Here is a 24,788-nt window from a genome sequence, read left to right on the forward strand (position 1 = left end):
ACCAGTCCGGCTTTATACTATATAAAGTATAATACCTTATTGTGCAAGTGTGTTGACGTGCTTTGCCAATTTGGACTTCAAGTTGCCTGCCTTATTCTTGTGAATAATGTGTTTTTTTGCAAGCTTGTCCAACATAGAGCACACCTTCGGGAACAGAACCTGAGCTTCGTTCTTGTCTTCAGTAGCACGCAAAACCTTCATTGCATTTCTTGCAGTCTTAGCATAATATCTGTTATGCAGACGTTTTGCGTTGGTCTGTCTGATTCTCTTGATTGATGACTTGTGATTTGCCATTTCTTAGCTATTCTCTTTATTTATTCTTTAATCCTGTTTATTGTAGCCCGTGGGGGAATCGAACCCCCCTTTCAAGAATGAAAATCTTGCGTCCTAACCGATAGACGAACGGGCCATCATTTCAAAGCTCTTGCTTTTTACATTCCGGAATCGCTGATTCCCTGATTGCGAGTGCAAAGATAGATGTTCTCTTTTAACTGACAAAATATTTGAAAGAAAAATCTTTCATCTCTGTCTCATTTAACATCTATTTGGAACTCATATCTTGTAGATGTATCTCCAATGCGTTGACAGAAATGTTTATTTCCCAGATACATACGCATAACGATGCTGCCAGCAGGAGTAGTCCTACTCCGAATATATAGGCGGCTATGATTTGCCACGAAATATAGATGAAGAACATCGAGACCACGCAAAAGAGCAGGCTGAGCAACCCTAATATTTGCATCGAGCGTGTCAGGTATAATCGTTTCCGTAGATTGGCAATCTGGGCTACGTTTTTCGGATCGTGTGTCTGTTGATGCTTTTCTTTCAATGTCCGTACAAGGCTTGCATACGAAATGAAGCGGTTTGTATAGGCCAGCAGGATAAGCGATACTGCCGAAAACAGCAGTGATGGGGTTGTGAGCGTGAGTTCTTGCATGTTTATCTGTTTTTTATAATGTAGTTTGTTATATAATAGAACAAGGCGGAAAAGGAAAATGTTGTAACTTTGTTGTATTCAAATTTCAGTGATATGTTGTGTAAAACGCGCGGGATCGTCCTGCATTCCATTCCATATAATGATAAGTACTCTATTATATATATGTATACGGAGGCTTTCGGGCGTGCTTCTTATCTGGTCGCCCGTACCCGCGGGAAGAAGTCTGCTGTCTCGAAGGCGCTGTTTATGCCTCTTTCGGTCGTGGAGATGGAGGTGGAGCACCTGAATAAGCGGGATTTGCACCGTATCCGCGAGACGAAACTCTGCTATCCGCTGACAGAAGTGTTCTGTAATCCTGTAAAAAACGTACTTGCGCTTTTCCTTTCCGAGGTCCTTTTCCGTGTGGTGAAGGAGACGGAGCCCGACCCCCGCCTTTTCGAGTATTTGTTTGAGTCGATACAGTTGTTGGAACTTTCGGATAAAGGAGTCGCAAATTTTCATCTGGTCTTTCTGTTGCGGCTCTTGCACTACCTGGGGATATACCCGAATGTGGATTCATACGTGGCAGGTTCCTGCTTCGATATGTTGAACGGCGTGTTTGTCGACCATATACCGATGCATCGCCATTATCTGAACCGGCAGGAGAGCGTAGTCTTTGCCCGGCTGTTGAAGATCAGTTTCGAGAACATGTCGTTGTATTCCTTTTCCCGCCAGGATCGTGTGAACGTCATAAGCCGCATTCTTGAATACTATCGCCTCCACTTGCCTGATTTTCCCGAAATAAAATCCTTTTCAGTCATGCAAAGTCTGTTCGATTAGCATATTGCTTCTTTAAATATTTGCCAGTTTACGGAAAAGGTTATACTTTTGCCTCGCTTATTGTAAAAACGGCTCTGTAGTTCAACGGATAGAATAGAAGTTTCCTAAACTTTAGATCCGAGTTCGATTCTCGGCGGAGCTACAACAAAAAAGGCAATCATTACGATTGCCTTTTTTGTTATTAGTAAAATGGTTCGAATGTGACTCGGTCGCCATTGAGGTAACATTTTAAATATCCGTTGCCTATTCGAACGTCCTCGTAATAATCGGTTCCGTTTGCATATTCGACATAGAAAGAATCGAAATAGTCATCTTCCCAGTCCCAATAAAAACTGCTTCTTTGTTGGTCGGTCATACCGTTGGGATAATAGGTGATTGTAAAATCTTCTCCTGTATGATCACTATAGAAATCAAGTCGTTGCTCACATTCGTACCCTTCGCTGTCGGTATAAAAATCAACCCAGGTGTTATTACATAAAGCATCGGTGGCTCTGTCGTAATCATCGTAATATGGGTCGTCCTCGCAGCTGTTGAACAAACAAAGTGCGGACAGTAGAAATAATAAACCGAGTATATTCTTCCTAATCATAAATCCAAACATTAACTATTCAATGGCAAAGATAAGTATTTAAAATGGAAGTTGGAACAGAAATTTACTTTCCGAAATTTCTTTGGTAGAAAGTTCAGCTAGCATATTAAGCACTAATTCCTTATTGGTCATATTGTCACGTAAGTTCTCTTTTTTCAGACATGTTTTCAAAACACTCTCTGCAATCCTGCATATACAGGCATAGGCAGTCCGTTAATGGCCTATCCAGAGTCAAAGATATTAATAAAACGAGGAAAAATCCAATATTTTTAGTCATAATCAGGCAATTCCACATCGTCAGTCTTTTCCCATGCTCCATTGTTGAAGATGCTGACCTGGAAAGTGTCGTCAGATTCTGAACGGCTGTAGATACGGCCTTTATAACGGATGATTTTATTCTTTTCCGGAATGATATTGTCGATTTGCCGTTCGCGGATCAACTCGTCGTTTTTGGCGATGGCTGAGAGATGGACGGCCATCCTATTGTCGTTGGCAGGAATGAAGGTATAGAAAGGATGTATTTTGTTCACTTCGCCGATCTCGTCATTTTTGAATGCATAGGAGATGACTTGCTTTTCTTGGGCTTTTATTCCCTGTCCGCTGATGATGTCCAGCCGGTTGGATATACCGTCGATCTCCATGTCGAATTGTTTCAATATGCCGGATACTGAATCGGTCGCCATGAATTCGATACGGCTGACGATACGCTGAAGAGAGATATCCCTGTTGATGACTTCCGCGACGTCGATCTCCAGGGAAAGCATTTCATAGAATGTATCCGAAATGCTATCGAAAGAGAAAGTCAAACCCGACAACGTTGCGGTTTTCGAATTGTGGGCCAAAAAGCAGAATTTGTAATCGCCTTGTGGCAAGCTGTCGTAGATACAACTGAAATCCGCATCCAGGTCGGTCGGGTTGTAAGTGAGTTGCCTGTGCTTGATAAAAGCAGGAGTCTCTTCGTCTTTAAACACCACATATTCGATGGTGGAACATAATTCGTTCAACTCGGCGTCGTTCTCGCCGGCTTTCGAGGTCGCCGGTTCCGAAACCGGGCTGTTCGGTGCACTGCGTGTTGTAGGAAAAGTGATGACTTCTTTTTCCATCTGAATACTGAATTGGACGGGGTAAAGAGTTGTTTGCGGAATAACCTCTTCTGGCGAGGAACTGTCGCAACTCGTCAAGAAAGGTATGCAGGTAAGCATAAAAAACAATTTCTTTCTCATAGCTAAGCTTTTCTAATTATTTTGTAATACCGCAAAGGAAAGGCAAATAACCGGAAATAAGAAATATTTATGGATATATTTGAAAAGATATTTTATATTTGTCGAATAGACACAAAGTATTAACCTTAAAAGAACGAAAATATGGCACGTCCTGTAACATTATGCACATTACAGTGGGGGGACTTACCACTGGAAGTTATTTGTGAAAAAGCAAAATCATTTGGCTTTGACGGAGTTGAACTGGGTTTACCTTCTCATCTGGATGTCCGGCAGACCGATCCTGCGTATTATCAAAATATCAAATCAACGCTTGACAAGTATGGGCTGAAACTGTTTTGCATCTCAAACCATCTGGTCGGGCAGGCGATATGTGATCATATCGATCTGCGTCATAAATCCGTATTGCCCGATTATATCTGGGGAGACGGTGAGCCGGAAGGAGTACGTCGTCGGGCGGCCGAAAATATGATCCAGGCAGCCCATGCAGCCAAGATGTTAGGAATCGATACCGTAGTCGGTTTTACTGGAAGTCCGATCTGGCAATGGCTCTATTCTTTTCCGCCCGTAACCGACGAGATGGTGAATGAAGGATATGCCGATTTTGCCCGTCGTTTTATTCCGATTTTAGATGAATACCAAAAGTGTGGTGTCCGTTTTGCCCTTGAGGTGCATCCGACCGAAATCGCGTTCGACACTTATTCCGCCCGTAAAGCCCTTGAAGCCATCGACTATCATCCGGCTTTCGGTTTTAACTACGATCCGAGCCATTTAGGATATCAGGGAGTGGATTATGTAGACTTCATCAACCAGTTCCCGGATCGTATTTTCCATGTCCACATGAAAGATGTATATTGGAGCGACACTCCGAAACAGATCGGCGTCTTCGGCGGTCATTCGGCTTTTGGCGATGCCCGTCGTTTTTGGAATTTCCGAAGCCTTGGACGTGGAAAGATCCGGTTTGAAGAAATAATTCGTGCCTTGAACGATATCGGCTATCAAGGTCCCCTTTCTGTAGAATGGGAAGATAGCTGCATGGATCGCGAACATGGAGCACGCGAATCTTGCGCTTTTGTCAAACAAGTAGATTTCCAGCCATCGGCACACGCCTTCGATGCTTGTTTTGAAAGATAGAAAAGTGTTTTTGCGTAGTTAAATCCCTTTTCAGAAAGTGTCAGAAAAATAAACAGGACGCAGATGTCGCAAAAAATACCGCGTTACTCTGCGTCCGATAAATCTTCGTATCCTTGTCACCCATAATGAGCCTGCGGCTTGGCCTATTTCCTGTTCCCATAACAGCACGTCGGAACAAGGGTTATTGTTGTTTTTCTTTTATACCTATTGGTCTAAATCGAAACTCATGTTCATGAAAATCGATTTTCATACCCTTGAAACAGAATTTTCCTGCAAGGGTAATATTTTTTAATAAACATGCTTTTTGCGTATGTTGTTGTGAACAAGCTGATTGGGCTATAATCGTGTTTTAAAGGGGATATTGTCATTTTTTTCAGTTGATTCTGTTCGGATCAAGCAAAGATTCTCCCCTTGTAGGTCCGAACTTATGCCTGTTCGAAAAGAAGGCGAAACCGGAGTCTTTAAGGCAAGGTTATGACGAAAACAGAACCTGCCCCTTCCGTGCTTTGGAACGTAAACGACCCGCCCATTTCTTTTACCAACTGTTTCACGCTGCAAAGCCCCAGCCCATATCCGGGAGGCACATCTTTCCCTTTGATGCGGACACGATAGAACTGTTTGCCCAACTTTCTCTGTGTTTTTAGCGGAATGCCCCAACCATTGTCTTGGATGGCGATAGAAAAGCGGTTGTCATGTTCGTCCAAACTGACCTTGACTTTGACATCGTCGTCCGAATATTTCAGCGCATTGTCCAACAGATTCCGTAAACAGCGTTCCAGGCGGACCGGGTCCGTATAGATATAATGTATGGGAACGGGATTGTCCAGTTCGAACTGATATTTTTTCCCGGGAAACAAAAGAGCAATTTCCCGCATGGCGTCTTCGATCAGTTCAGGCAAGGAGACCTGTGTCTTTTTTATATCGACGTTTTGTTTGGCCTTGCGTATATTCAGAATAGATTCGATGATGTCAGTCAGTTTACGGATTTGCACTTTTCCAGTCTGCAGCAATGATTTCCGGCTGTTGTCAGTCTCCTTCAGCGCAATGAAATCCAGTATGCTGTAGGTCGCGTTAAGAGGCGCTTTCAAGTCATGGACGGCAGTGTACATGGTTTGTTGCTGCTGTTGCAGTTTCTTGCGAGTATTCCGAATGACAATCAGTTGGTAATACAGGCAATAGATGATAATGATTGTCATCAGAAAAGAGACAGTCAATGCATAGTAGAGATGGTAAAATATTTGCCGGGGAGGTATGGATACAAAGGCTTGGATGTAAAACTCACCTTTTGTCCCGATCGGATGGATAGCGGTGATAATATGTCGGTTCCATTTATATATATTACATTTGGGGACTATTATTTGCCCGTTTTTGCTACATAATTTTAATTGGCATGTTGCATATGGGATATTTTTTTGTATTTCATTTTTGAATATACTGTCTAATACCGCCATAGGAAATGAATGATTTTTCAGAAGCATCTCTATGGAGCTTTGAGCAAAAAAGGTGGAAATTCCTTTTCTTGCATGAGATAAAGAATCCAATTGGAGAACAATAGTATCCCCTTTATGGCTTTTGATTTCTTCGGAAGTCATTTCTTCTGCGCTTTTGATGATCAGTTTAGGTTTGTTCGTATTGTTTGGTTTTCCGAAAAGCCCGGATTTCAGAACCAGTTCATTATCGATACTGTAAGTTAAAGATTCTTCAATAAGATCAAGATATTGAGCTTTTTTATCCAGATACAAGTTTGCCAGCCAGTATCCTTGGGATAATAATAGCGTAAGCATTCCGATTGCAGATATGAGTATTGTCCTGTTCATAGTATTTCTTGTTCTAAGTTTGACAAAACTAATAAAAAATAAGTGTATTGTGAAAAATATGATGTTTTTATTATGTCTCTATATTCAAATAAAGCTGTCATTTGTATAAATTTTAAAACCGAAAAGAGATGAATAAGTTGAAAAGTCTATCTAAATCAGAAATGGGTGCCATAATTGGTGGTGAAAATAATCACAGTAGAAGCGGTGGCAAATGGGTGTATGATTCGAATACCGGTAAATGGTATTGGGTTGAGGTTTGTGATTCGATTGAATCGAAATGATGTAATAAAAAGAGAGTGTTAATCGTAATAAGAAAAGTGATGAAAGCAGTAAAAGTTTTTTCGTGTTTGGTTTTAACCTGTTTATTTACCAGTGTCAATGCCCAATTAAGGGTTTTGTCGGACGGTCGTGTGCAAGCTGGAACATTAACTGATGTGGATGGGTTTGATTATGAACAGGTTGCCACGATGCATATACTTGGTAAATATGGTGATGCGCGTGCAGGTTCAAAAATATCATTTGGTGATATTGGCCGATTTGAAAGACAATCGTTGAATGTTTTTCTTGGTGAATATGGCACGACAGATAGTGATCAGCTTTGGTTACATGGAAAATTGGGCTTTTTTCTGACAACTACCGGTTATGCAAATAAGGTGATAGCCTATTATAACCCTTCAGCAAATAGTAATTTCGTTTTTAACACGAACCTTGTGGTAAACGGTGTCAACATTACCTCTGATGCTCGTTTAAAGGATAATATTCAATCGATAGAAAATCCACTGGAGATACTTACTCAAATAGATGGAGTCTCTTATTCCTATCGTTTGTCTGAAATCCAAGAAGCTCGTGAATCCGACGACGCTGTTTTTTCAGAAAAGCCAAACTCTGCGACTTCGACATCCGGAATTTCTTCTTCTGTCGATAATTCTGCTATGACAGCGAAGGAAGCAGAATATCGGCGCATTCAGCAAGAAATAGATCAACGGGAAGCCACGGAAGCCAATCGTAGACGGATTGGTTTTCTTGCTCAGGATATTCAAAAAGTCCTACCTGAACTTGTTCAGACAAATGAAAAAGGAATCATGTCAATCGACTATACCGGTTTTATTCCTCTGATAGTGGAAAGTTTGAAGCAAATGCAACAAACTATCCAAGATCAACAGAAAGAGATCGAAACATTGCAAAGTCTTTTGCCTGCTGAAACAAAATCCATGTTTCGGTCTACGTCCAATGAAAATGTGAGTGTGGTTGAGGGAGCAAAATTGTATAATAGAACAGGCGCTTCCGTTTCCTATACGTTGCCGACAACTTATACGAATGCGAATTTGCAAGTATTCGATGTATCAGGCAGACTATTGAAAAAGGTTACCTTGACTGGGAACAACAGTATCGTTGAAATCAATCCATCGGAGATTGGACTTGGAACATTTGTTTACACGCTTTTCGTCGATGGTAAGAAAGCGGATACGTTGAAGAAGTTTGTTAATTAAGAGATTGGTTTGAAATATAATAGTTGATTGATATGAAAGAAAACATATTTATCTGTATCTGTTTTTCATTGTTTATGCTGTTTGGGTTTTCAAATTCAGTAAAAGCTATAGAACCGACAGATACCATACGAGTTCATTCTGCCCGTTCATGTGTGAATATTTTTGAAAATCAGACAGTTTCATCTTCTCGTTCTATAACTGGATGTGATTCACTTATCGTACGTGGTGTGACAGTTACAAATACGGGAAATTTAACACTTACAGCTTCAGACTATGTGGTTCTTTATGGTGCGTTCGAAGTGGTTCAAGGGGGAATTTTGAGTATTAATGAGAAAGAAGAACCTTTGATTTTTAAGTTTTCTTATGATGCGGCTGGAAATAGAACTTTAAGGCAGGCACAGATCGTTCAATGAAAAGATTGATAAACTTATGAAAAAACATATAATATCTATACTGTTGTTCTTGGGTGTTTCTATATGTGGAATGTCTCAGAATACATCGAATATATCCGGTTCTTTCGATATTGGTCCTGTTGGTAATGCGACCTACAATATTCCTGTTGATTTGCCTCCTGGTACGGCAGGATTGAAACCAGATGTATCAATTGTCTATAATAGTTTTTCTGGAGATGGGTTTATGGGCAAAGGATTTTCTCTTTCTGCCATATCTTCTATCACACGAGTAAATACAACAGTATTTCATAGTGGTTATATCAGCGATATAGAGTTTGATGATACGGATAAATATATGCTTGATGGTAATCGTTTGATGTATGACGGAACTACACGGCAATACAGGACGGAGATGAACCCTTATTCACAAATAAAGATATTTTCACCGAATACATCTTCTGCTCATTTTGAAGTGCGGACAAAAGACGGATTGATTATGGAATATGGGAATACTACGGATTCCCGATTGTGTGCACAATCTCCTCACACGGATCAGGTAGCATTTTGGATGTTAAACAAGGTAAGGGATCGTGTCGGTAATTACTACACATATACTTACGATAAAGATGAAGCAAATGGAGAAATTCGTTTGAAACAGATTGATTATACCGGAAGTACAAGTAGTATGCCTTATTGTTCAGTCAAATTTGTTTATACAAACCGGAACTATGATGTTAATTTGAACTACATTCAGGGAAGTAAATTTAAAGAAAGTAAACTTTTGAGTGAAATTGGCATTTACTATGGTACATCATTATATCGTAAATACTCAATGACTTATAATTATGATGGGAATGATTTCACTTATCTTTTGTCTAAAATAACAGTGACTGGCCTTAATAATGAAGCTCTCAAACCAATTGTGTTCGATTGGTATAAGAATACAGATTATACACATGAAGAGGTTATTTATGATCAATCAACTAATGCTCAGAATTATATAGACAAAGCTTATATCTCTTTAGGAGATTACAATGGTGACGGGAGAACGGACATTTTGGCTACACCGATGGAGGATGCCGATTGGACCGGTTGGAAATTGTTTTGTGCAGATACAGATGGAAATAAATTATCTTATTCAGGAAGCGGAACTCTTCCTGAAAGATATAAGGAACCGGTAGCAGGTGATTTTAATGGAGATGGAATTACTGATTTTTTGGCTTGCAGAGAAACTGCTCCTAAAAGCCTTGCAAATGGAGAGGAAATACCAGCTGGTATAGAAGATGTTGAGGCAAGTGCTGCTTCTGTCACTTACTATAATTATTTTATTTATTATGGGACAGGAAGTGGTTTTAAAGCAGGCCCTGTCATTACGTCTGAATCCCGTGCTCATGGTGTCCGAGTTGCAGATTTTAATGGAGACGGAGCAATGGACTTGTTCATCTATTATAAGGATAAAAGGGGATCTGAAGATTATAAGATATATATGTCAGGCTACTCTTCTGGAACTATGACTGCGTTTAAAACAACTTCGACAGGACGTATCCAGTCAGAGATGAACTGGGATCAAGTCGAGGTTTGGGATTTTGATGGTGACGGACTGGCTGAGATTATGAATTTGCGGGATGATGGTTATGATTACTTGGATAATAATGGAGGAGGTTCCATGCATCGGACTCGTACCGGAAGCCTACCTACGAAAAAACACAAGATTAGTTTTGGTGATTTTAATGGTGACCGGAAAATCGATTTGTTGTTGACGGGTTGGAATAACACGGAATGGAACGAGTGGTTGACATTGTTATCAACAGGAGCCGAATTTGAGAGATATTATTTCCCTAAGAAATTTGCTGCATATTCAAAGGATATATATGTTTGTGATCTGAATGGTGATGGTTGCGATGATTTTTTTGCGGTCGATAAAACTTCAAATCAGTTGAGTGCCCTTAAATGTTTTATCGGATATGATAATGGCCGAAACTTTAAAGAATATGCAAGTGTTTATACTTATGGTTCCGACAAATGGAATTTTTATCCTATAGACACGAGAGGAGATGGCAAATTGGGATTTTTAGTCGTTTCAGCACCTTTTACCTGGAAAGGATACCAATTGTATATGCCGAAGGCCGATTTATCCAATTTGTTGAAGACTGTAACGGATTCACATGGTAATGTGACTACTGTCTCTTATAAAAAAATGGCCGATTCTTCCGTCTATGCGAAAACATTGCCAGTTGGAGGCTCGGCTGATGTTTCGGATTATGACTGTATGTCTTTTACTGCACCATTTAAGCTGGTTTCAAGTGTAAGTGTCAGTAACGGTATCGGAGGAATGAACACGATTTCATACAATTATGAAAATGCAAAAGTCTTTAAACGAGGACGTGGCTTTTTAGGCTTTACGAAGACGATCATGAACGATCAAAGTACTTCGGTAAAAACAACTATTACACAAGAATTTTCTGATACCTATTGTCAGGCTGCTATAAAAAATGTGGAAAAGGTGCATGTTCCGACAAATCGAAAATTGATGCAGTCTGACTATACGAATACGTTGACAAAGTTAGAGGATGTATATGGAACATTTGCTTATCAGGCTACATCATCCAAAGAACAAACTTATGAACCGACCGCAAACAAACTGATTCAGTCGGTTTCAACGGATTATACCTATGATAAATATGGTAATGTATTGATGCAGACGGCTGCTTATGGAAATGGAGATGTACAGAAAGTTACGAATACTTATAGTAATAATACGACGGATTGGATGATTGGTTTGCTGACCAGAAGCGTGAATGCCAGCACGGTGGGAGGAAATTCGTTGACAAATACAGTCGATTATGTGTATAATAATACAAACGGGTTGTTGCAAACACAAACAGTCGAACCGAATCAGGTTGCTTATAAATCGGTAACAACTTATGCTTATGATACATTTGGAAATGTATTAACTAAAACTGTGACAGTAGGAAATACATCTCGATCTGAATCTTATACGTATGAAAACGGACGGTTTGTAAAAACGCACAAGGATGTGTTAGGGCAGGTTACGACTTCAGTTTATGACCCTGTCTCGGGGTTACTGTCTTCCAAGACGGATATAAACGGGGATGTAACCTCTTATACCTATGACGGGTTTGGAAAAATAAAAACGATGTCTCAAAGTTCGGCTTCCGATAATTCCATATCTACCGGTTGGACTTGGAGCAATGGCAGCCCTGCAAACTCGATGGTTTTGCGTACTGAAACAACGGGAGACGGTCAGGTCGTGAAGACTTGGTATGACGCTTTGGGACGGGAAATCCAAACGAGCCGTAAAAACTTTTCCGGTAAAGAGGTGTACACGACAACATCGTATGATGCGCAAGGGCGTGCTGTCAAAGCGTCTGAACCGTATTTTTCCGGTGGAGCATCATCTTCTATCCAATACCACACAAGTCAATATGACGACTATGGTCGGATCAGCAAACAGATAACACCATTAGGTACGATCACATATAATTATTCAGGAAACCAAACGACTATTGTTGATGGGACAAAAGGATATACGACTGTTCGGGAAACGGATGCCGGTGGTAAATTGAAGACAGTAACCGATCCGGGTGGTAAAATAACCTATACTTATGGACCTACGGGTGATGTCGCCAAGGTCGTTTGCGGCTCGGCCGTTTATTCAATGGAATATGATTTGTTAGGCAGGCGTACGAAGTTGGTAGACCCCAATGCCGGGACTATCTTGTATGAATATGACGGTTGGGGAAATCTGAAGAAGCAAACGGATGCCCGCGGAGAGGTTGAAGAGTATACTTATGAAAACAGTGGTCGGCTCCAGTCATATAAAAGAGGAGCGGAAATTTTTTCTTATGCGTATGATCCTACTTATAAGGGACAGATCGGTTCGATCGCTTATGGTGGTGTCAAAACAGAGTTCCGCTATGGTACTTACGGACGGTTAGCTTCTAAAACAGAAACTGTCGATAATCGTTCTTTCCAGTTTTCATACGTTTATAATAGTAAAGGACAATTGGAAACAACGACCTACCCGAATTCGAAGTCGATAAAATACGAATATGTCAATGGCGATTTGTATAAAATAATCTGGCAACCGAGCCAAACAACGGTTTGGCAAAAAAATGACGAAAATGCCAAAGGTCAGGTTCTGACAACTGCCTTGGGAAATGGTATGCAAGGGATTTATGCTTATAATACGATAGGGGTTCCTACGTCAATAAAGGTTGCAAAGGGAACGACATCTTTATTGAATATCGGCTATCAAAATATAGATGCCCGTGGCAATATAAAGAATCGCAACGAGCAAAACACTTCTCAAAGCGAGAATTTTACTTACGACAGTATGAACCGTTTAACGACGGGGGTAGAGTATGGCGAGAATGGTAATATCCTGTTTAAGGCAGATGTCGGAACCTATCAGTATGAGGCCTCCCATCCGCATGCGATCAGCAGCCTTTCTCCCACATCTAATGAAGTGTTACCGAAATTGGATTTATCCGTGACTTATAACAGTGTCCGCTTGCCGGTACGACTTTCCGAAGGGAATAAGACTTATACGCTGACCTATAATGGTGAGAATAGTCGTGTGAAAAGCCAATTTGTACAGAATGGTTCGACCGTATTTACTAAATACTACTGTGGGCCGTATGAAGAAATCCAAAAAGGCGGGACGACTCGTAAAAATTACTATATTTACGGCGATGGACAGATTGTGGCTGTTTATACGGAAGGAACGTCCGATGCCGGAATGTATTATTTCCATAACGACCATTTGGGATCTCCCTGGTTGATAACCAATGCTTCCGGAAACGAAGTGCAGCGACTGAACTTTAATGCTTGGGGGCTTAGGCGCGATGCTACGAATTGGGATAATTATTCCGATTTGCCGGAGATGAAGTTCGACCGTGGTTTCACAGGACATGAACATCTGGAAATGTTTGGCTTGATCAACATGAATGCGCGTTTGTATGATCCTGTGTTAGGACGTTTTCTAAGTCCGGATCCAGTTATCCAGGTTCCGGAGTTTACGCAGTCTTATAATGGATATTCGTATGCGTTGAATAATCCGTTGTCATATACGGATCCGAATGGAGAGTTTCTATTTACGGCTTTAATCCCAGGAGTTGGAGTTTTTTTAGATGCTATGCTTGTCGGAGCTGCTGTCGGAGCAGTCAGTGGTGGAGTAAAAAGTGTGTTACAAGGGCAGAATTTCTGGGGTGGAGCATGGAAAGGAGCTATAACTGGTGGAGTAGGAGGGCTGATGGGACCAATTGGTGGAGCTGGTTTGAGTTTTGCAGCCAATGTGGGACTTGGTGCGGCTCAGGGAACATTAGTTGGAGCTATAGATGCTGCTTTGTGGGGAACCAATATGGGTAAAGGAATGTTGTGGGGATGTATTTCCGGTGCCTCTTTTGCCGCATTAACATCTGATAATATGAAAAATATGGTGAAAGGAAAAGGTTTTAAATCGAATCAAGGTGTATTCACAGATTTCGCAGCTGGAAAATATACAGTGGAAGGAAGTGCTTGGCAGCAGGATGCTTTGGATTATTTTGGGTTTAAAGGGGAGTATGATCCAAATAATGATCTATTTAAAAAACATGGAGTTAATCCTGCAGTGACAAATCCACGAACAGGAGAAATCTTTTATCATGATGCCCCATTTGGAAAGAACTATGACTATTTAAAATTTGTAGCTGAACATGAAGGAATGCATGCTCGTAATGTTCTCTCTGGAAAATATATTGATGTTGAAATTACAGTTGAAGTAAAGGGTATGGAAGAATGGGATGTGTATATGAATAACTATCGAAATCAAGGTTTATATCCTAAACATGGTGTACGTGATTTAGTGGAGAGGATTAGACGTTATGGAACTAATGCGGGGTTATATGGTCCACAAGTTACTCCTAATGGATATTTTATGACTGATTTTGTTACAAAACCTTGGCATAAAATTTATAAAATACCGAGAAGATGGTGAAAATAGAACTTGTAATTTTAATTTCAATTATCAATTTGTTTAGTTGCTTTTCGCGAAAGATTGATAATTATCTAAAACTTACTGTATCTGCAATGTCGGATACGGTAAGTTATGGTGATTCTCTGCAATTGGATATTATCTTTGAGAATATATCAGATAAAGAGTGCTTGTTTTATCCGAAGGCTAATTTGATATTGGAAAATAATGATATAATTGAAATTTTAGGTATAGATGATAATAGATTTTATGAAATAAATAATGTAATTGATTTAACTTTTATTCAAAAAATACCACCTAAACATAGATATAAAATGACTTATTTTATATCTGTAGATTCTTTGTATTTATCTAAAGGAGAAAATACTTTGTTTTTGAGCTATATTTTTAGACGAAAATATAGTGATAAATTTAAATATAAATATGTAAATAAGAGGTCTCTTTATGGAAGATTAAAAAGTAATTTGTTTATGTTGTATGTGGAATAATGGAAATAAAGGAATGGAGACCCCCTTGTTTATAATATTCATTGCCTTTAAAGGGGGAATTCAGAACGATTTGTTAATATCTCGGATTTCAAGTTCTTCTATGTTTAAGGATGATTCTTTGTTTTATGATTATTTTTACCATGATGTGGTAATTAGGAGTTTATCGTATGATTTTGATGATATTGAAATATGTCAATGGCGATTTGTATAAAATAATCTGGCAGCCGAATCAAACAACGGTTTGGCAAAAAAATGACGAAAATGCCAAAGGTCAGGTTCTGACAACTGCTTTGGGAAATGGTATGCAAGGGATTTATGCTTATAATACGATAGGGGTTCCTACGTCGATAAAGGCTGCAAAGGGAACGACATCTTTATTGAATATCGGCTATCAAAATATAGATGCCCGTGGCAATATAAAGAATCGCAACGAGCAAAGCACTTCCCAAAGCGAGAATTTTACTTACGACAGTATGAACCGTTTAACGACGGGGGTAGAGTATGGCGAGAATGGTAATATCCTGTTCAAGGCAGATGCCGGAACCTATCAGTATGAGGCCTCCCATCCGCATGCGATCAGCAGTCTTTCTCCCACTTCCAATGAAGTGTTACCCAAATTGGATTTATCCGTGACTTATAACAGTGTCCGTTTGCCGGTACGACTTTCCGAAGGAAATAAGGTTTATACGCTGACCTATAATGGCGAGAATAGTCGTGTGAAAAGCCAATATGTGCAGAATGGTTCGACCGTATTTACCAAATATTACTGTGGGCCGTATGAAGAAATCCAAAAAGGCGGGACGACTCGTAAAAATTACTATATTTACGGCGATGGACAGATTGTGGCTGTTTATACGGAAGGAACGTCCGATGCCAGAATGTATTATTTCCATAACGACCATTTGGGATCTCCCTGGTTGATAACCAATGCTTCCGGAAACGAAGTGCAGCGACTGAACTTTAATGCTTGGGGGCGTAGGCGCGATGCTACGAATTGGGATAATTATTCCGATTTGCTGGAGATGAAGTTCGATCGTGGTTTCACAGGACATGAACATTTGGAAATGTTCGGCTTGATCAACATGAATGCGCGTTTGTATGATCCTGTGTTAGGACGTTTTCTAAGTCCGGATCCAGTTATCCAGGTTCCGGAGTTTACGCAGTCTTATAATGGATATTCGTATGCGTTGAATAATCCGTTGTCGTATAAAGATCCTAATGGGGAAAGTTTTATACTTGTAGCAGCTATTATTAGTGGTTGGATCGGTATGGGTACGGCAATGGTTTCCAGTGATAAGAGTGGCTGGGGATTGGCTGGAGATATGATGAAGGGCTTGTTTGTCGGTGCAGCTTCGGGGGCTGCAGGTGCTTGGGCAGGTGGTGCTGTGGCAGGATCGATAACGGCAGGGGGATTTATCCAAGGAAGTTTGACTGGTTTAGCTGGTGGTTTCAGTAGTGGTTTTGTTGGTTGTTCAGGAAATGCATGGTTATCTGGTTCAGGTTTTGGTTCAGGTTTGAAAGCTGGACTAATAGGTGGTGCTATAAAAGGAGCGATTCAGGCTGTAACTCAAGGATTGATCCGTGGTTTTACGGATATGGCGAAAGGGTATAGTTTTTGGGATGGATCTAAATATTATAATTTTACATTAACATCAGAAGATATTAGTAAGATTGCAGAAATGTATGATACCAGCCATTCTGAATTTAATGATATATCTTTGAAAGATAGGATGTATAGTGAATTTGGTATATCAGAAGGTGATTACGGAATAAAATCAATAACGACTAAAGCGGGAAAGTATGGAATGGATAGTAAGGGATTCTACATAGATAAGGGAACGAGTGCAAAAGTTGGCGGCTATGTGAAATCTATTTCAGGTAAATTGGGATCAGAATTACATATCTCTCCTGTTTATGCAAATAATAATAATGACTTGTTATTTAGAGCAGTTGCCGGGCATGAGCTGGTTCATGCTTATCATCATTCGGTTTTTACGAATGTAATACCAGCTTTTACAGAAAGTGTTGCATATCAATATACAATGAATGTATATCAATCGGCAGGAATGATTTCTGATGCAATGAGAACGATGATGGCTATGCCATCTTATTCTGTTCCTCATCCAGCCTCTTATAAATTACCATTTTCATTTTTATCTAAAATATATTAGTATGAATCTATTTATATTGGCTCTTTTGTTTTTTTGCAATTTTTCTTTGGTAGCTACGGAAAAATTAGTGTATGTCTATTCTAATAATGGTACAGATGTAATATTAGTTTTGTCGGGAAAAGATCAGTATTATATAGAAATGATAAAACAGAAAAGTTTAGATATGATAGAATCCAGGCCATTGTCATATGGCAGGTTCAGAATGAAACATGATAGTCTATTTTTAAAAGAAAGAAATGGATGTGTAATGACTTTTCAGAAAAAGGATGATTGTATCATTCCAATTAGAACGTATGTGGGATTAAAACAAATGAAATTTGTCTTCCAAAAGTATGGTTCTATTTCTGAACCTGAACCAAAAGATGTTTTGGAAACATGTACTCGTGACATGAGTCAGGAACTGATACCTTTACGATTCGGGGCATATTATACGGCTTCAGGATTAAAGATCGTTATACATCCCGATAATAGGTATGAATTGTCTATTAGTGAAACTCGATTTGTATTTCCGGGTAACGGTATGAAGCCTTATGAAAAAGAGTTTATAATAGGGTATTCACGAGGCAAATGGTTTCGTGAACATAATATTCTATATTTTCAGGATTTAGATATGGAATGTGTATTTAGTGCTGATATAAAATCGTTTGCTATAGATAATATAACTATGCCATTGGCAGAAAATTGGAGGTTTGATCTAAAAAGAGAAGATTAGCATGATTGTCACAATAATTTAGCAATTAGTTAAATATATATTTAGGTAGAATGTAAAATATTTTATATGCAAAATAATTCAGAAAAGCCATTGGTTCGTATGTATGTAATGGATAATCCTTTTTGTAATAGGAACATTACGTGTTATCTGTTTATACTGGAAACAAGAAAGGAGTTTTGTATTACTCTGGAAGAACATGCGTTTGGCAGTGATATTGTTTTATGTTTGTTTCTATCGTTTGGTTTGATAGATACGGATGATAATCATTTCATTCTAAATGATGTAATGACTAATTCAACTATCGTGTTAAAGAAGAATGATTCAGATCTTATTGTAGATAAAGGATTTTTATTTATGAAAGAAAAATGTTTTGTATATGAGGATGAATATAATTATTTTGAGTATGAACATTTTTTGGATATAAAGAAAGAATATAAGAGTAAAGAGAAAAATAGAAAACGATATTTAAGTAAATTGAGTATGGATGAAATTCCTCTGCAATTAGGTGATTATTATAATCAACATCTTCATGTTTGTTTAGATAAAGGTTTTAATTATCAAATCTATTTTTTGATAGAACGGTATGCTGCTAAGATTGCAGAAGGAAAATGGGAAAAGACTGGGAATAAGCTTTTATTGCATGACACATTTTTAGAATGCGATTTCGTATATCTGATCGAGTCGGATTACTTGTATTCTATTTATGCTCCAAACGATTTGAATGAAACGGATCGGTATTCATTAGGTATTATGTATCCATTCATTATGCGATAGTTTTATTGAATTAAATTTTGAAAAATGAATCGTTATATTGTTAGTCAATTTGAATTAGAAAATCCTTTTCCGGAAATCGGTATATCTTGTTATTTGGAGATATTTGATAAGGAAAATGAATATTATATTACAATTGTTGAAAAAAGGGATTGTGATAGGTATATCTTGTTTTTGTCTTTTGGAGTCATTGAATTTGAGGGAAACAAGATCATATTTAAAGATATTCGGGCTGGATGTGATTTGGTGATGACTAAAGAGGGCAAGGGACTTTTTGTTAATAAAGGATATTACTTTATGAAAAATAAATATTTTATTGACCGGGGAAAGTCTAACTATTCTGAAAATCATTCAATGTTGGATATGAAAAAAGAATGTCAGAGAAAAATAAGGGGAAATAATTCTTATTTGAATGCTCTGAATTTAGATCAAATACCATTGCAGTTGGGAGATTATAAGAATGGATGTGTTCATATTGATTTGGATATAGCTTTTTCTTATCGGATTTATTATTTGGTTGGTAAAACTAAGATTTTTTTGTCTTTAGGTAAATGGGCAAAACAGGAATCTGCATTGTCTATGTATATGACGGCTTCTAAACTTAATTGTTGGAATACTTATTCTGAAAAATGTGTAATACCTAAAATATTGAAGGCCTTATGGTAATGAAATTTGTGTTATTTCTAATTCTACTTGTTTGTTCGGGTAGGGTGTCAGCTCAGTATTATGAGCTTAATAAAATACAGGTTGTTGATATTTTGACTGGTCAAGAAGTGCTGTTTGAATTGAATTTGATGGATGATATCTATTGTATTGAATATTCTGATATCTACTCGGAAGGTGGTACCAGTTTTGTATTTTCTTATGGTCGAGTCAGTATTTGTGGAAATAAATACTATCTAATGGATATGCAATCCGATATGGATATTGTGTTGGAAAGCAACAAAGATAAATCTGTATTTAAAATACAAAAAGGATTCTCCATTATGCAAGGGCATGAGTTTGTTTATAGTGGAGATAATAAGGATTATGAGGATATGTTAAATTCATTTGTTCGCCCTTATATTAAAAGTAAGAAAAGTAATGATTTTTGTAAGTTAGATAATGATTTTTATCAATGTACACCGTTGGAACTTGGTGTGTATGAAAATAATTATATTTCACTGTATTTGGAATATGATTTTCAATATAGTATAAAATTTAGTGTTTATGATTTTGAGCAGACTATTTCGGAAGGTTCTTGGTGTAAAAAAGGAAATAAATTGGAGTTGTATGATCAATTTGCAGATCATTGTTTTACGGCATTGATAGATTCGTGTGATATAAAAGTTGTTGATTTTCCTAATGAATTGGGTTCAGACTGTCGTTTTAAAAAGGTCAAAAGTAAAATGTTGCCATTTATTTTCAGATGAAGTAAGAAGCTGTTTTGAAATGATTAGAAAAATCTATTGGTTGGGAAATGGGAAGACAAACAACGTACCAGGCATGGTATCAACAAATAAAATATATTGGGATGAATTTTATAAAAACTATCGGCCATGATTGATGTGTTATATTATATGTATTATTTGTTCTACTCAAAAAAAATAACAGTTAATTTTCCACATTTAAATACACTTGGAACTTTATGTTATATATTCATGTTTTGGGAGGTAAGCATTGTGGAGTTTGTCTCTACCTTTTTCTTTTTATATCATGTACCTGTTGGGATTCATAATATGATATTATTGTTAGGCAATGTGTTGATAATTTGGATTTATGGTATAAAAAAAAGAGGGAAATATGTCGTTAAAAAGAAAAAGCCCCTTATTCGTGGAAGCTTTCGTCTTTCAGCCATCTTTGCAATACTTCTCTTTATCATGAGTTTTGTAATACCTATTATAATGATTGAAGTGACAAAAGATATGAAAGAATATGTCGAACCGATGTACCGAGTGCTGTTTGGCAAATGATGAATTTTATAAAAACTATCGGCCATGATTGATGTATTATATTAATTGATATGTACTATCTGTTCTATTTAAAGAAGCAGAAAGATACACAACCACATGGGAAAACGGTATGGGCTTTGAGTTTTGTTGAAAAATATATGTTGCAATTTTGATTAATTAAAAAATATAATCAAGAATGAAAAAGTTGGTTTTTTCTTTGCTTCTGCCTCTTTTTTTATGCAGTTGCGCCCCCAAAGTGTTGACGCACATAGAAAAGAAGTATCCTTCCCGTATTGCTGCGGATGAAGTCCATTTGTATGGAGTCGGGCAAACCGTGCCGGAAACAGCAGAGCGGATCGGAAGTGTAAGAGTGGTGGATGCCCCACCATCCACCAAGTGCAACTACGAGCTGGTTGTGGCATTGGCCAAACAGGAGACGGCGAAGAGTGGCGGAAATGCTTTGGCGTTAACGGATCACCGGAAGCCGTCGCTACTGGGTAGCAGTTGCCATCAGATTGCCGGCGATATGCTTTGGATCGGCGACACGGCAAATTGGGAAACGGAGACGGTTGCCGATTTGTCTGTTCCGGTAGGTGATAAAAATACCACCGGTGTGGTTAAAAGTGCTTTCCGGCACAGCACGTTCTATGCTAATGTCGGTTATGCTTTTATAACCAGTAAGTATTATTTACCGTCGGGAGCATCGGGCAATCCCAAGAACGGTATGGACTGGCAATTAGGCTATGACTGGGTGTCAAGGAGCGGCTTTGGAGCCGGGTTGATGTATTCGGGCTATAAGTCGTCTTATGCCTATTCGAATGTGGATGTGAAAGTGGGGCTTGCATACGTGGCGCCTCAGTTTGTGATGAAACAAAAAGTAGGCCGTTGGGGGATTGAGGAAAAATTCGGTATCGGCTATTTCAAGTATCGGGAGTCGGCGAAAGGCACGAGTGCTTCTCTTTCGGGTGTGGGGTATGATTTCCTGTTTGGAGCGGAATATTACCTGTCTGACCATGTCGGGATCGGAGCGAACCTTGGATACATCGGCGGTTCTTTGCCGAAGCAGGACGCTGTGGATTATGGAGACGAGGAACATTCCGGAATCTTTCGTTTGCACTTTGACGCCGGAGTGCGGTTTCATTTCTGATCGGCGGATTTGACAACCGGGAGAGGCTGAATCGGGTTCGGCTTCTCCCGGTTGGATTGTCCGTCAGAAATCCAGTTGATATCCGATACAGGGGTGTGTACTGATATGAATGCGTTCGTCCAGCCGAAATTTCTTGCGGAGTTGCGAGATGATATTGTTCAGGCTTTCTTCACTCAAATTTTTACCCCATATTTCTTCAAGTAGTTGTTTGCGTGTGGCGACCTGTCCTTTATTGGAGTATAGCATTCGCAAAACCTGAAATTCTTTCGGAAGTAGTTTCTCAATCTTTTTATCCGGATAGATCAGAAGATGTTTGTCAGTGTCTACTTGATAAGTACTGATTGCCCATATCGCAGGCGTCTGCTTGGGAGGTTGTTGCAATAGTCTTCTAATCTGAAAAACCAATTCCGTAATGTCATACGGTTTTTTGATGTAGTGATTGGCTCCTGTGTCGTAGCTACGGATGATCTCGGTTCCGTTCGTATGTGAGGAAGCTATGATGACCGGTAGTTGCGGGTATTGTGAGCGGAACGCCGGAAGAAAGTCGAGGCTGTTTTGATTGTTTACTTCAATATCCAATATCAGCAAATCAGGCGGAATGGAAGCCAGACTTTCTTGAACTCCGTTTAACGTTGTCCTGAAATCGACTTCAAATCCATAGTCGCCCAAGGCTTGCACGATCAGATTCCCTAAAATCCGATCGTCTTCGATGTATATGATTTTGTCTCTTGTCATTTTTTCCCTTTTTGTTTCAGAGGGCAAGATACTAAAAACTTGGTATATTGGTATAACTTGCAGATATTCGGAAATAAAACCCTCAGAACATTTGAATTCAGGAATAAATAGAGTTTCTTTGTGTTATGAGGTGATCTCTCCATAAAAGTTTGCCGAAGTATTGATATGATTAAAAAATTAATATTGTTTTTGTTGATTAGTTGTGGCGCTTATGCTCAGAAAATATCAATAGACTTGTCCATTGAATGGGAAAAGAAAGAGTTTTCTATGCAAGGAATGAAGTTTGATAGTATTCCATTTTTGAAAATTGAATATGTGAATTTGTCAGATGAAAATTTGTATTGCATGAAAATTTATAGAAATTCGAATCATTTACCTAACTTTTTGTCATCGGTTCAAACTATTAATATTGAAGATAAGCTCATCCATTATAACCCTTTTGTGTGTAATTGGAATGTTTTTGTCGGAGGAATTGTTCCGGATAATCTTCATTGGTATGTTTTGCCGGATAGTTTGAATTTCAGTAGTGAACATGAAGCAGATCTCATAAACGATGTGTTATATGAGATTTATTCTCCTTTATCAGATCCTTTAACCCTATCAGAAGTTGATAATATAAATAGATTTGATAAATTGCAAGATGAAGATATATTGAATTGTATGAGGAGAGATGATATGGTCTTTTTGAAATCGGAAGAAACTTATTCTGAATATTATTCTTTAATCGGTTTTTTGAAGTTGAAGGGGAATTATACTTTTTTGTTGTCGCTGGATCGAATGCAGGGATATGTAGAGATAAAACCTTTTTGGAATAGTAATACATCTAAGTTTGAGCGTGAAAAGAAAAAATTGCCCAAACGAATAGAGTGTTATTCTTTATATGATGGAATCATTCGATCGAATAGGATTTCAGTACAATTTAAATAAGAAATTTCAAAAGGTGGACAATGTCATTAATAAATTACCAATTTCTTTTTATCTAAAATATATTCGTATGAATCTATTTATATTGGCTCTTTTGTTTTTTTGCAATTTTTCTTTGGTAGCTACGGGAAAATTAGTGTATGTCTATTCTAATAATGGTACGGATGTAATATTAGTTTTGTCGGGAAAACAGATCCTGGATTTGGAATGAAAATTAAGTTTTAAAATATTTAGATAGTACAGAGTATGAAATGTATCTTTTATGATTATTTTTATCATGATGTGGTAATTAGAAGTTTATCATATGATTTTGATGATATTGAAAATTGTTATTATATTCAGTTTGTATTAAATATTGGAAATGCAAATGTAGAGGAGGATAGTATACAGGATCTGGGAAAAAAGTGAAATGTGCTTTTAGAAACTTATATTATTCTTACGTGGATTTATGTCATAATATAGTGGGAGATTATTATATATCATATTCAGAAGTAAATGATATAGATCCGATTTTATTGGAATATAAAGAAAAAATGAAAAAATATCTTTCGGAGGAAATATTATGTAAATTGAAATGTTATTCTATTTATACAAATGCGGGTGTTATTAAGATAATAGCAGAAAATGATATTGAAATTTTCGATACTTGAATACCGATTGTTGTTGCATAAAATAGAAGATTGATGAAATTTGAAAATCAAATTATTCAAAAAATAGATTCTGGGTCAATAGATGTATCTTGCCCTATTTATTTATCTAATTGTATTATTGATACATTAGATTTTGTGGGTATAGAGTTTGAGAAAGAAGTTATAATACGAAGATGTATTATAACCAATATGGATATATACTCATCTTGGTTTAGTAAAGGATTGATATTTGTTGAAAATTTAGTATTGTCTGATATTGACTATGAAATGGGAGGACATAATAAGAAAGAGATTATTATAGAACAAAACATCTTCAAGGGTTTCTTCTCTTTTTTTGATTGTTGTTTTGAGAAAGAAATTGTTATTAGAAATAATATTTTTACTGGAAACAGCGATTTGTTATTACAGGAAAATAAAGGATTTGATAATATATTTGAAAATGGATATATTGTAGAAAATAATATAGGAAGATTGGATATGCTGCGGCTTTTGTGAAAACAGAAATAATTTTTATTGATGTAATTATGGAAGATTATAAAATTAAATTTTAATATGTATGGATTTCTCTAAAAACTATCGGCCATGATTGATGTATTATATTATATGTACTACCTGTTCTATTCAAAGAAACTGAAAGAAGCAGATCCTCATTGGAGCACGATTTGGTTCTTAGGTATTTTCTTCTCTTATTGGGTATTTTGTGCTATTGATTTATTTTTGCTTTTTTTCTTTTTGTATTCAATCTCTTTGGGAGGTGCACTTGCAATTTTCTTTTTAGGAGTACTGCTGTTTTATTGGATTTATATGTATCAGCTTGTTGAGCCTATGTCCCGGATGGTGTTTGGTGGATGATTAAATATGTACAA

The 24,788-nt window shown here is 37.9% G+C and carries 23 protein-coding genes and 2 tRNA genes; 18 read left to right on the forward strand and 7 right to left on the reverse strand.

The window, feature by feature from the left end; translation table 11 throughout:
* Positions 1-36: 36 nt before the first annotated feature.
* The 3 genes from rpsT to BQ9893_RS10545 all read right to left on the reverse strand — a co-directional run bounded on the left by rpsT (position 37) and on the right by BQ9893_RS10545 (position 937).
* Entirely contained in the window at positions 37-294 is a 258-nt protein-coding gene (rpsT, locus tag BQ9893_RS10535; protein ID WP_075965985.1) for a 30S ribosomal protein S20, read from the reverse strand.
* A gap of 43 nt (positions 295-337) precedes the next feature.
* Positions 338-409, reverse strand: a tRNA-Glu gene (locus BQ9893_RS10540).
* A gap of 132 nt (positions 410-541) precedes the next feature.
* Positions 542-937, reverse strand: a complete 396-nt coding sequence (locus BQ9893_RS10545) for a DUF2721 domain-containing protein (protein ID WP_075965986.1) — start codon at positions 935-937, stop codon at positions 542-544.
* Between the two features lie 93 nt (positions 938-1,030).
* On the opposite strand from BQ9893_RS10545, the gene recO reads away from it, so the two are divergent.
* Positions 1,031-1,756 carry a DNA repair protein RecO gene (gene recO, locus BQ9893_RS10550; protein ID WP_075965987.1) on the forward strand — a complete coding sequence of 242 codons (726 nt, stop codon included), beginning with the start codon at positions 1,031-1,033 and terminating at the stop codon, positions 1,754-1,756.
* 70 nt (positions 1,757-1,826) lie between these two features.
* Positions 1,827-1,898: transfer RNA gene (locus tag BQ9893_RS10555), tRNA-Arg, on the forward strand.
* Between the two features lie 39 nt (positions 1,899-1,937).
* Here the strand turns inward: BQ9893_RS10555 and BQ9893_RS10560 are convergent.
* Together BQ9893_RS10560 and BQ9893_RS10565 are read right to left on the reverse strand one after the other, a co-directional pair.
* The gene (locus BQ9893_RS10560) at positions 1,938-2,345 is read right to left on the reverse strand and encodes a hypothetical protein (protein WP_075966110.1); all 408 of its coding nucleotides are present in this window, start codon (positions 2,343-2,345) and stop codon (positions 1,938-1,940) included.
* Positions 2,346-2,614: 269 nt separating this feature from the next.
* Complete coding sequence (locus BQ9893_RS10565) at positions 2,615-3,568, reverse strand: FimB/Mfa2 family fimbrial subunit (RefSeq protein WP_075965988.1); 954 nt, start codon at positions 3,566-3,568, stop codon at positions 2,615-2,617.
* Between the two features lie 141 nt (positions 3,569-3,709).
* On the opposite strand from BQ9893_RS10565, the gene BQ9893_RS10570 reads away from it, so the two are divergent.
* Positions 3,710-4,699: a sugar phosphate isomerase/epimerase family protein gene (locus tag BQ9893_RS10570; RefSeq protein WP_075965989.1), complete on the forward strand. Its 990-nt coding sequence runs from the start codon at positions 3,710-3,712 to the stop codon at positions 4,697-4,699.
* 461 nt (positions 4,700-5,160) lie between these two features.
* Here the strand turns inward: BQ9893_RS10570 and BQ9893_RS10575 are convergent, their stop codons facing one another.
* Entirely contained in the window at positions 5,161-6,516 is a 1,356-nt protein-coding gene (locus BQ9893_RS10575; RefSeq protein ID WP_075965990.1) for a sensor histidine kinase, read from the reverse strand.
* A gap of 128 nt (positions 6,517-6,644) precedes the next feature.
* On the opposite strand from BQ9893_RS10575, the gene BQ9893_RS21720 reads away from it, so the two are divergent.
* The 12 genes from BQ9893_RS21720 (at position 6,645) to BQ9893_RS10630 (ending at position 21,613) form a co-directional block, all read left to right on the forward strand.
* Positions 6,645-6,797, forward strand: coding sequence for a hypothetical protein (locus BQ9893_RS21720; RefSeq protein ID WP_167369865.1), 153 nt, complete (start codon positions 6,645-6,647; stop codon positions 6,795-6,797).
* Between the two features lie 39 nt (positions 6,798-6,836).
* A complete protein-coding gene (locus BQ9893_RS10580; protein WP_075965991.1) occupies positions 6,837-8,006 on the forward strand; it encodes a tail fiber domain-containing protein in 1,170 nt (389 codons plus the stop codon).
* A 32-nt stretch (positions 8,007-8,038) separates the two neighbouring features.
* Complete coding sequence (locus BQ9893_RS10585; protein WP_139322596.1) at positions 8,039-8,419, forward strand: hypothetical protein; 381 nt, start codon at positions 8,039-8,041, stop codon at positions 8,417-8,419.
* A 16-nt stretch (positions 8,420-8,435) separates the two neighbouring features.
* Positions 8,436-14,396, forward strand: coding sequence for an FG-GAP-like repeat-containing protein (locus tag BQ9893_RS10590; protein ID WP_244155107.1), 5,961 nt, complete (start codon positions 8,436-8,438; stop codon positions 14,394-14,396).
* Positions 14,390-14,881, forward strand: coding sequence for a hypothetical protein (locus tag BQ9893_RS10595; RefSeq protein WP_075965993.1), 492 nt, complete (start codon positions 14,390-14,392; stop codon positions 14,879-14,881). The genes BQ9893_RS10590 and BQ9893_RS10595 overlap by 7 nt, the downstream gene beginning before the upstream one ends.
* Positions 14,882-15,048: 167 nt before the next feature.
* A complete protein-coding gene (locus tag BQ9893_RS10600; RefSeq protein ID WP_075965994.1) occupies positions 15,049-17,052 on the forward strand; it encodes an RHS repeat-associated core domain-containing protein in 2,004 nt (667 codons plus the stop codon).
* Position 17,053: 1 nt separating this feature from the next.
* Positions 17,054-17,764 (forward strand): hypothetical protein, encoded by a 711-nt coding sequence (locus tag BQ9893_RS10605; protein WP_075965995.1) that lies wholly within the window; start codon positions 17,054-17,056, stop codon positions 17,762-17,764.
* 66 nt (positions 17,765-17,830) lie between these two features.
* Positions 17,831-18,538 (forward strand): hypothetical protein, encoded by a 708-nt coding sequence (locus BQ9893_RS10610; RefSeq protein ID WP_139322597.1) that lies wholly within the window; start codon positions 17,831-17,833, stop codon positions 18,536-18,538.
* Positions 18,539-18,562: 24 nt separating this feature from the next.
* A complete protein-coding gene (locus BQ9893_RS10615) occupies positions 18,563-19,201 on the forward strand; it encodes a hypothetical protein (protein ID WP_075965997.1) in 639 nt (212 codons plus the stop codon).
* The gene (locus BQ9893_RS10620) at positions 19,195-19,947 is read left to right on the forward strand and encodes a hypothetical protein (RefSeq protein ID WP_075965998.1); all 753 of its coding nucleotides are present in this window, start codon (positions 19,195-19,197) and stop codon (positions 19,945-19,947) included. Before BQ9893_RS10615 ends, BQ9893_RS10620 begins: the two co-directional genes overlap by 7 nt.
* A 126-nt stretch (positions 19,948-20,073) precedes the next feature.
* Complete coding sequence (locus BQ9893_RS10625; RefSeq protein WP_075965999.1) at positions 20,074-20,487, forward strand: hypothetical protein; 414 nt, start codon at positions 20,074-20,076, stop codon at positions 20,485-20,487.
* 175 nt (positions 20,488-20,662) lie between these two features.
* Positions 20,663-21,613 carry an outer membrane beta-barrel protein gene (locus tag BQ9893_RS10630; protein WP_075966000.1) on the forward strand — a complete coding sequence of 317 codons (951 nt, stop codon included), beginning with the start codon at positions 20,663-20,665 and terminating at the stop codon, positions 21,611-21,613.
* A 63-nt stretch (positions 21,614-21,676) separates the two neighbouring features.
* On the opposite strand, the gene BQ9893_RS10635 is transcribed toward BQ9893_RS10630, so the two are convergent.
* On the reverse strand, positions 21,677-22,348 hold the full coding sequence (locus BQ9893_RS10635; protein WP_075966001.1) for a response regulator transcription factor: 672 nt from the start codon (positions 22,346-22,348) through the stop codon (positions 21,677-21,679).
* Positions 22,349-22,513: 165 nt separating this feature from the next.
* Here BQ9893_RS10635 and BQ9893_RS10640 point away from each other — a divergent pair, with 165 nt between their 5' ends.
* The 3 genes from BQ9893_RS10640 to BQ9893_RS10660 all read left to right on the forward strand — a co-directional run bounded on the left by BQ9893_RS10640 (position 22,514) and on the right by BQ9893_RS10660 (position 24,774).
* Positions 22,514-23,275 carry a hypothetical protein gene (locus tag BQ9893_RS10640; RefSeq protein ID WP_075966002.1) on the forward strand — a complete coding sequence of 254 codons (762 nt, stop codon included), beginning with the start codon at positions 22,514-22,516 and terminating at the stop codon, positions 23,273-23,275.
* 680 nt (positions 23,276-23,955) lie between these two features.
* A complete protein-coding gene (locus BQ9893_RS10655) occupies positions 23,956-24,417 on the forward strand; it encodes a hypothetical protein (protein ID WP_075966005.1) in 462 nt (153 codons plus the stop codon).
* A gap of 87 nt (positions 24,418-24,504) precedes the next feature.
* Positions 24,505-24,774 carry a hypothetical protein gene (locus tag BQ9893_RS10660; protein WP_075966006.1) on the forward strand — a complete coding sequence of 90 codons (270 nt, stop codon included), beginning with the start codon at positions 24,505-24,507 and terminating at the stop codon, positions 24,772-24,774.
* The last annotated feature ends 14 nt before the right edge of the window (positions 24,775-24,788 follow it).

Origin of the sequence: Parabacteroides massiliensis, assembly GCF_900155425.1 — a bacterium.
Lineage (GTDB): Bacteria > Bacteroidota > Bacteroidia > Bacteroidales > Tannerellaceae > Parabacteroides > Parabacteroides massiliensis.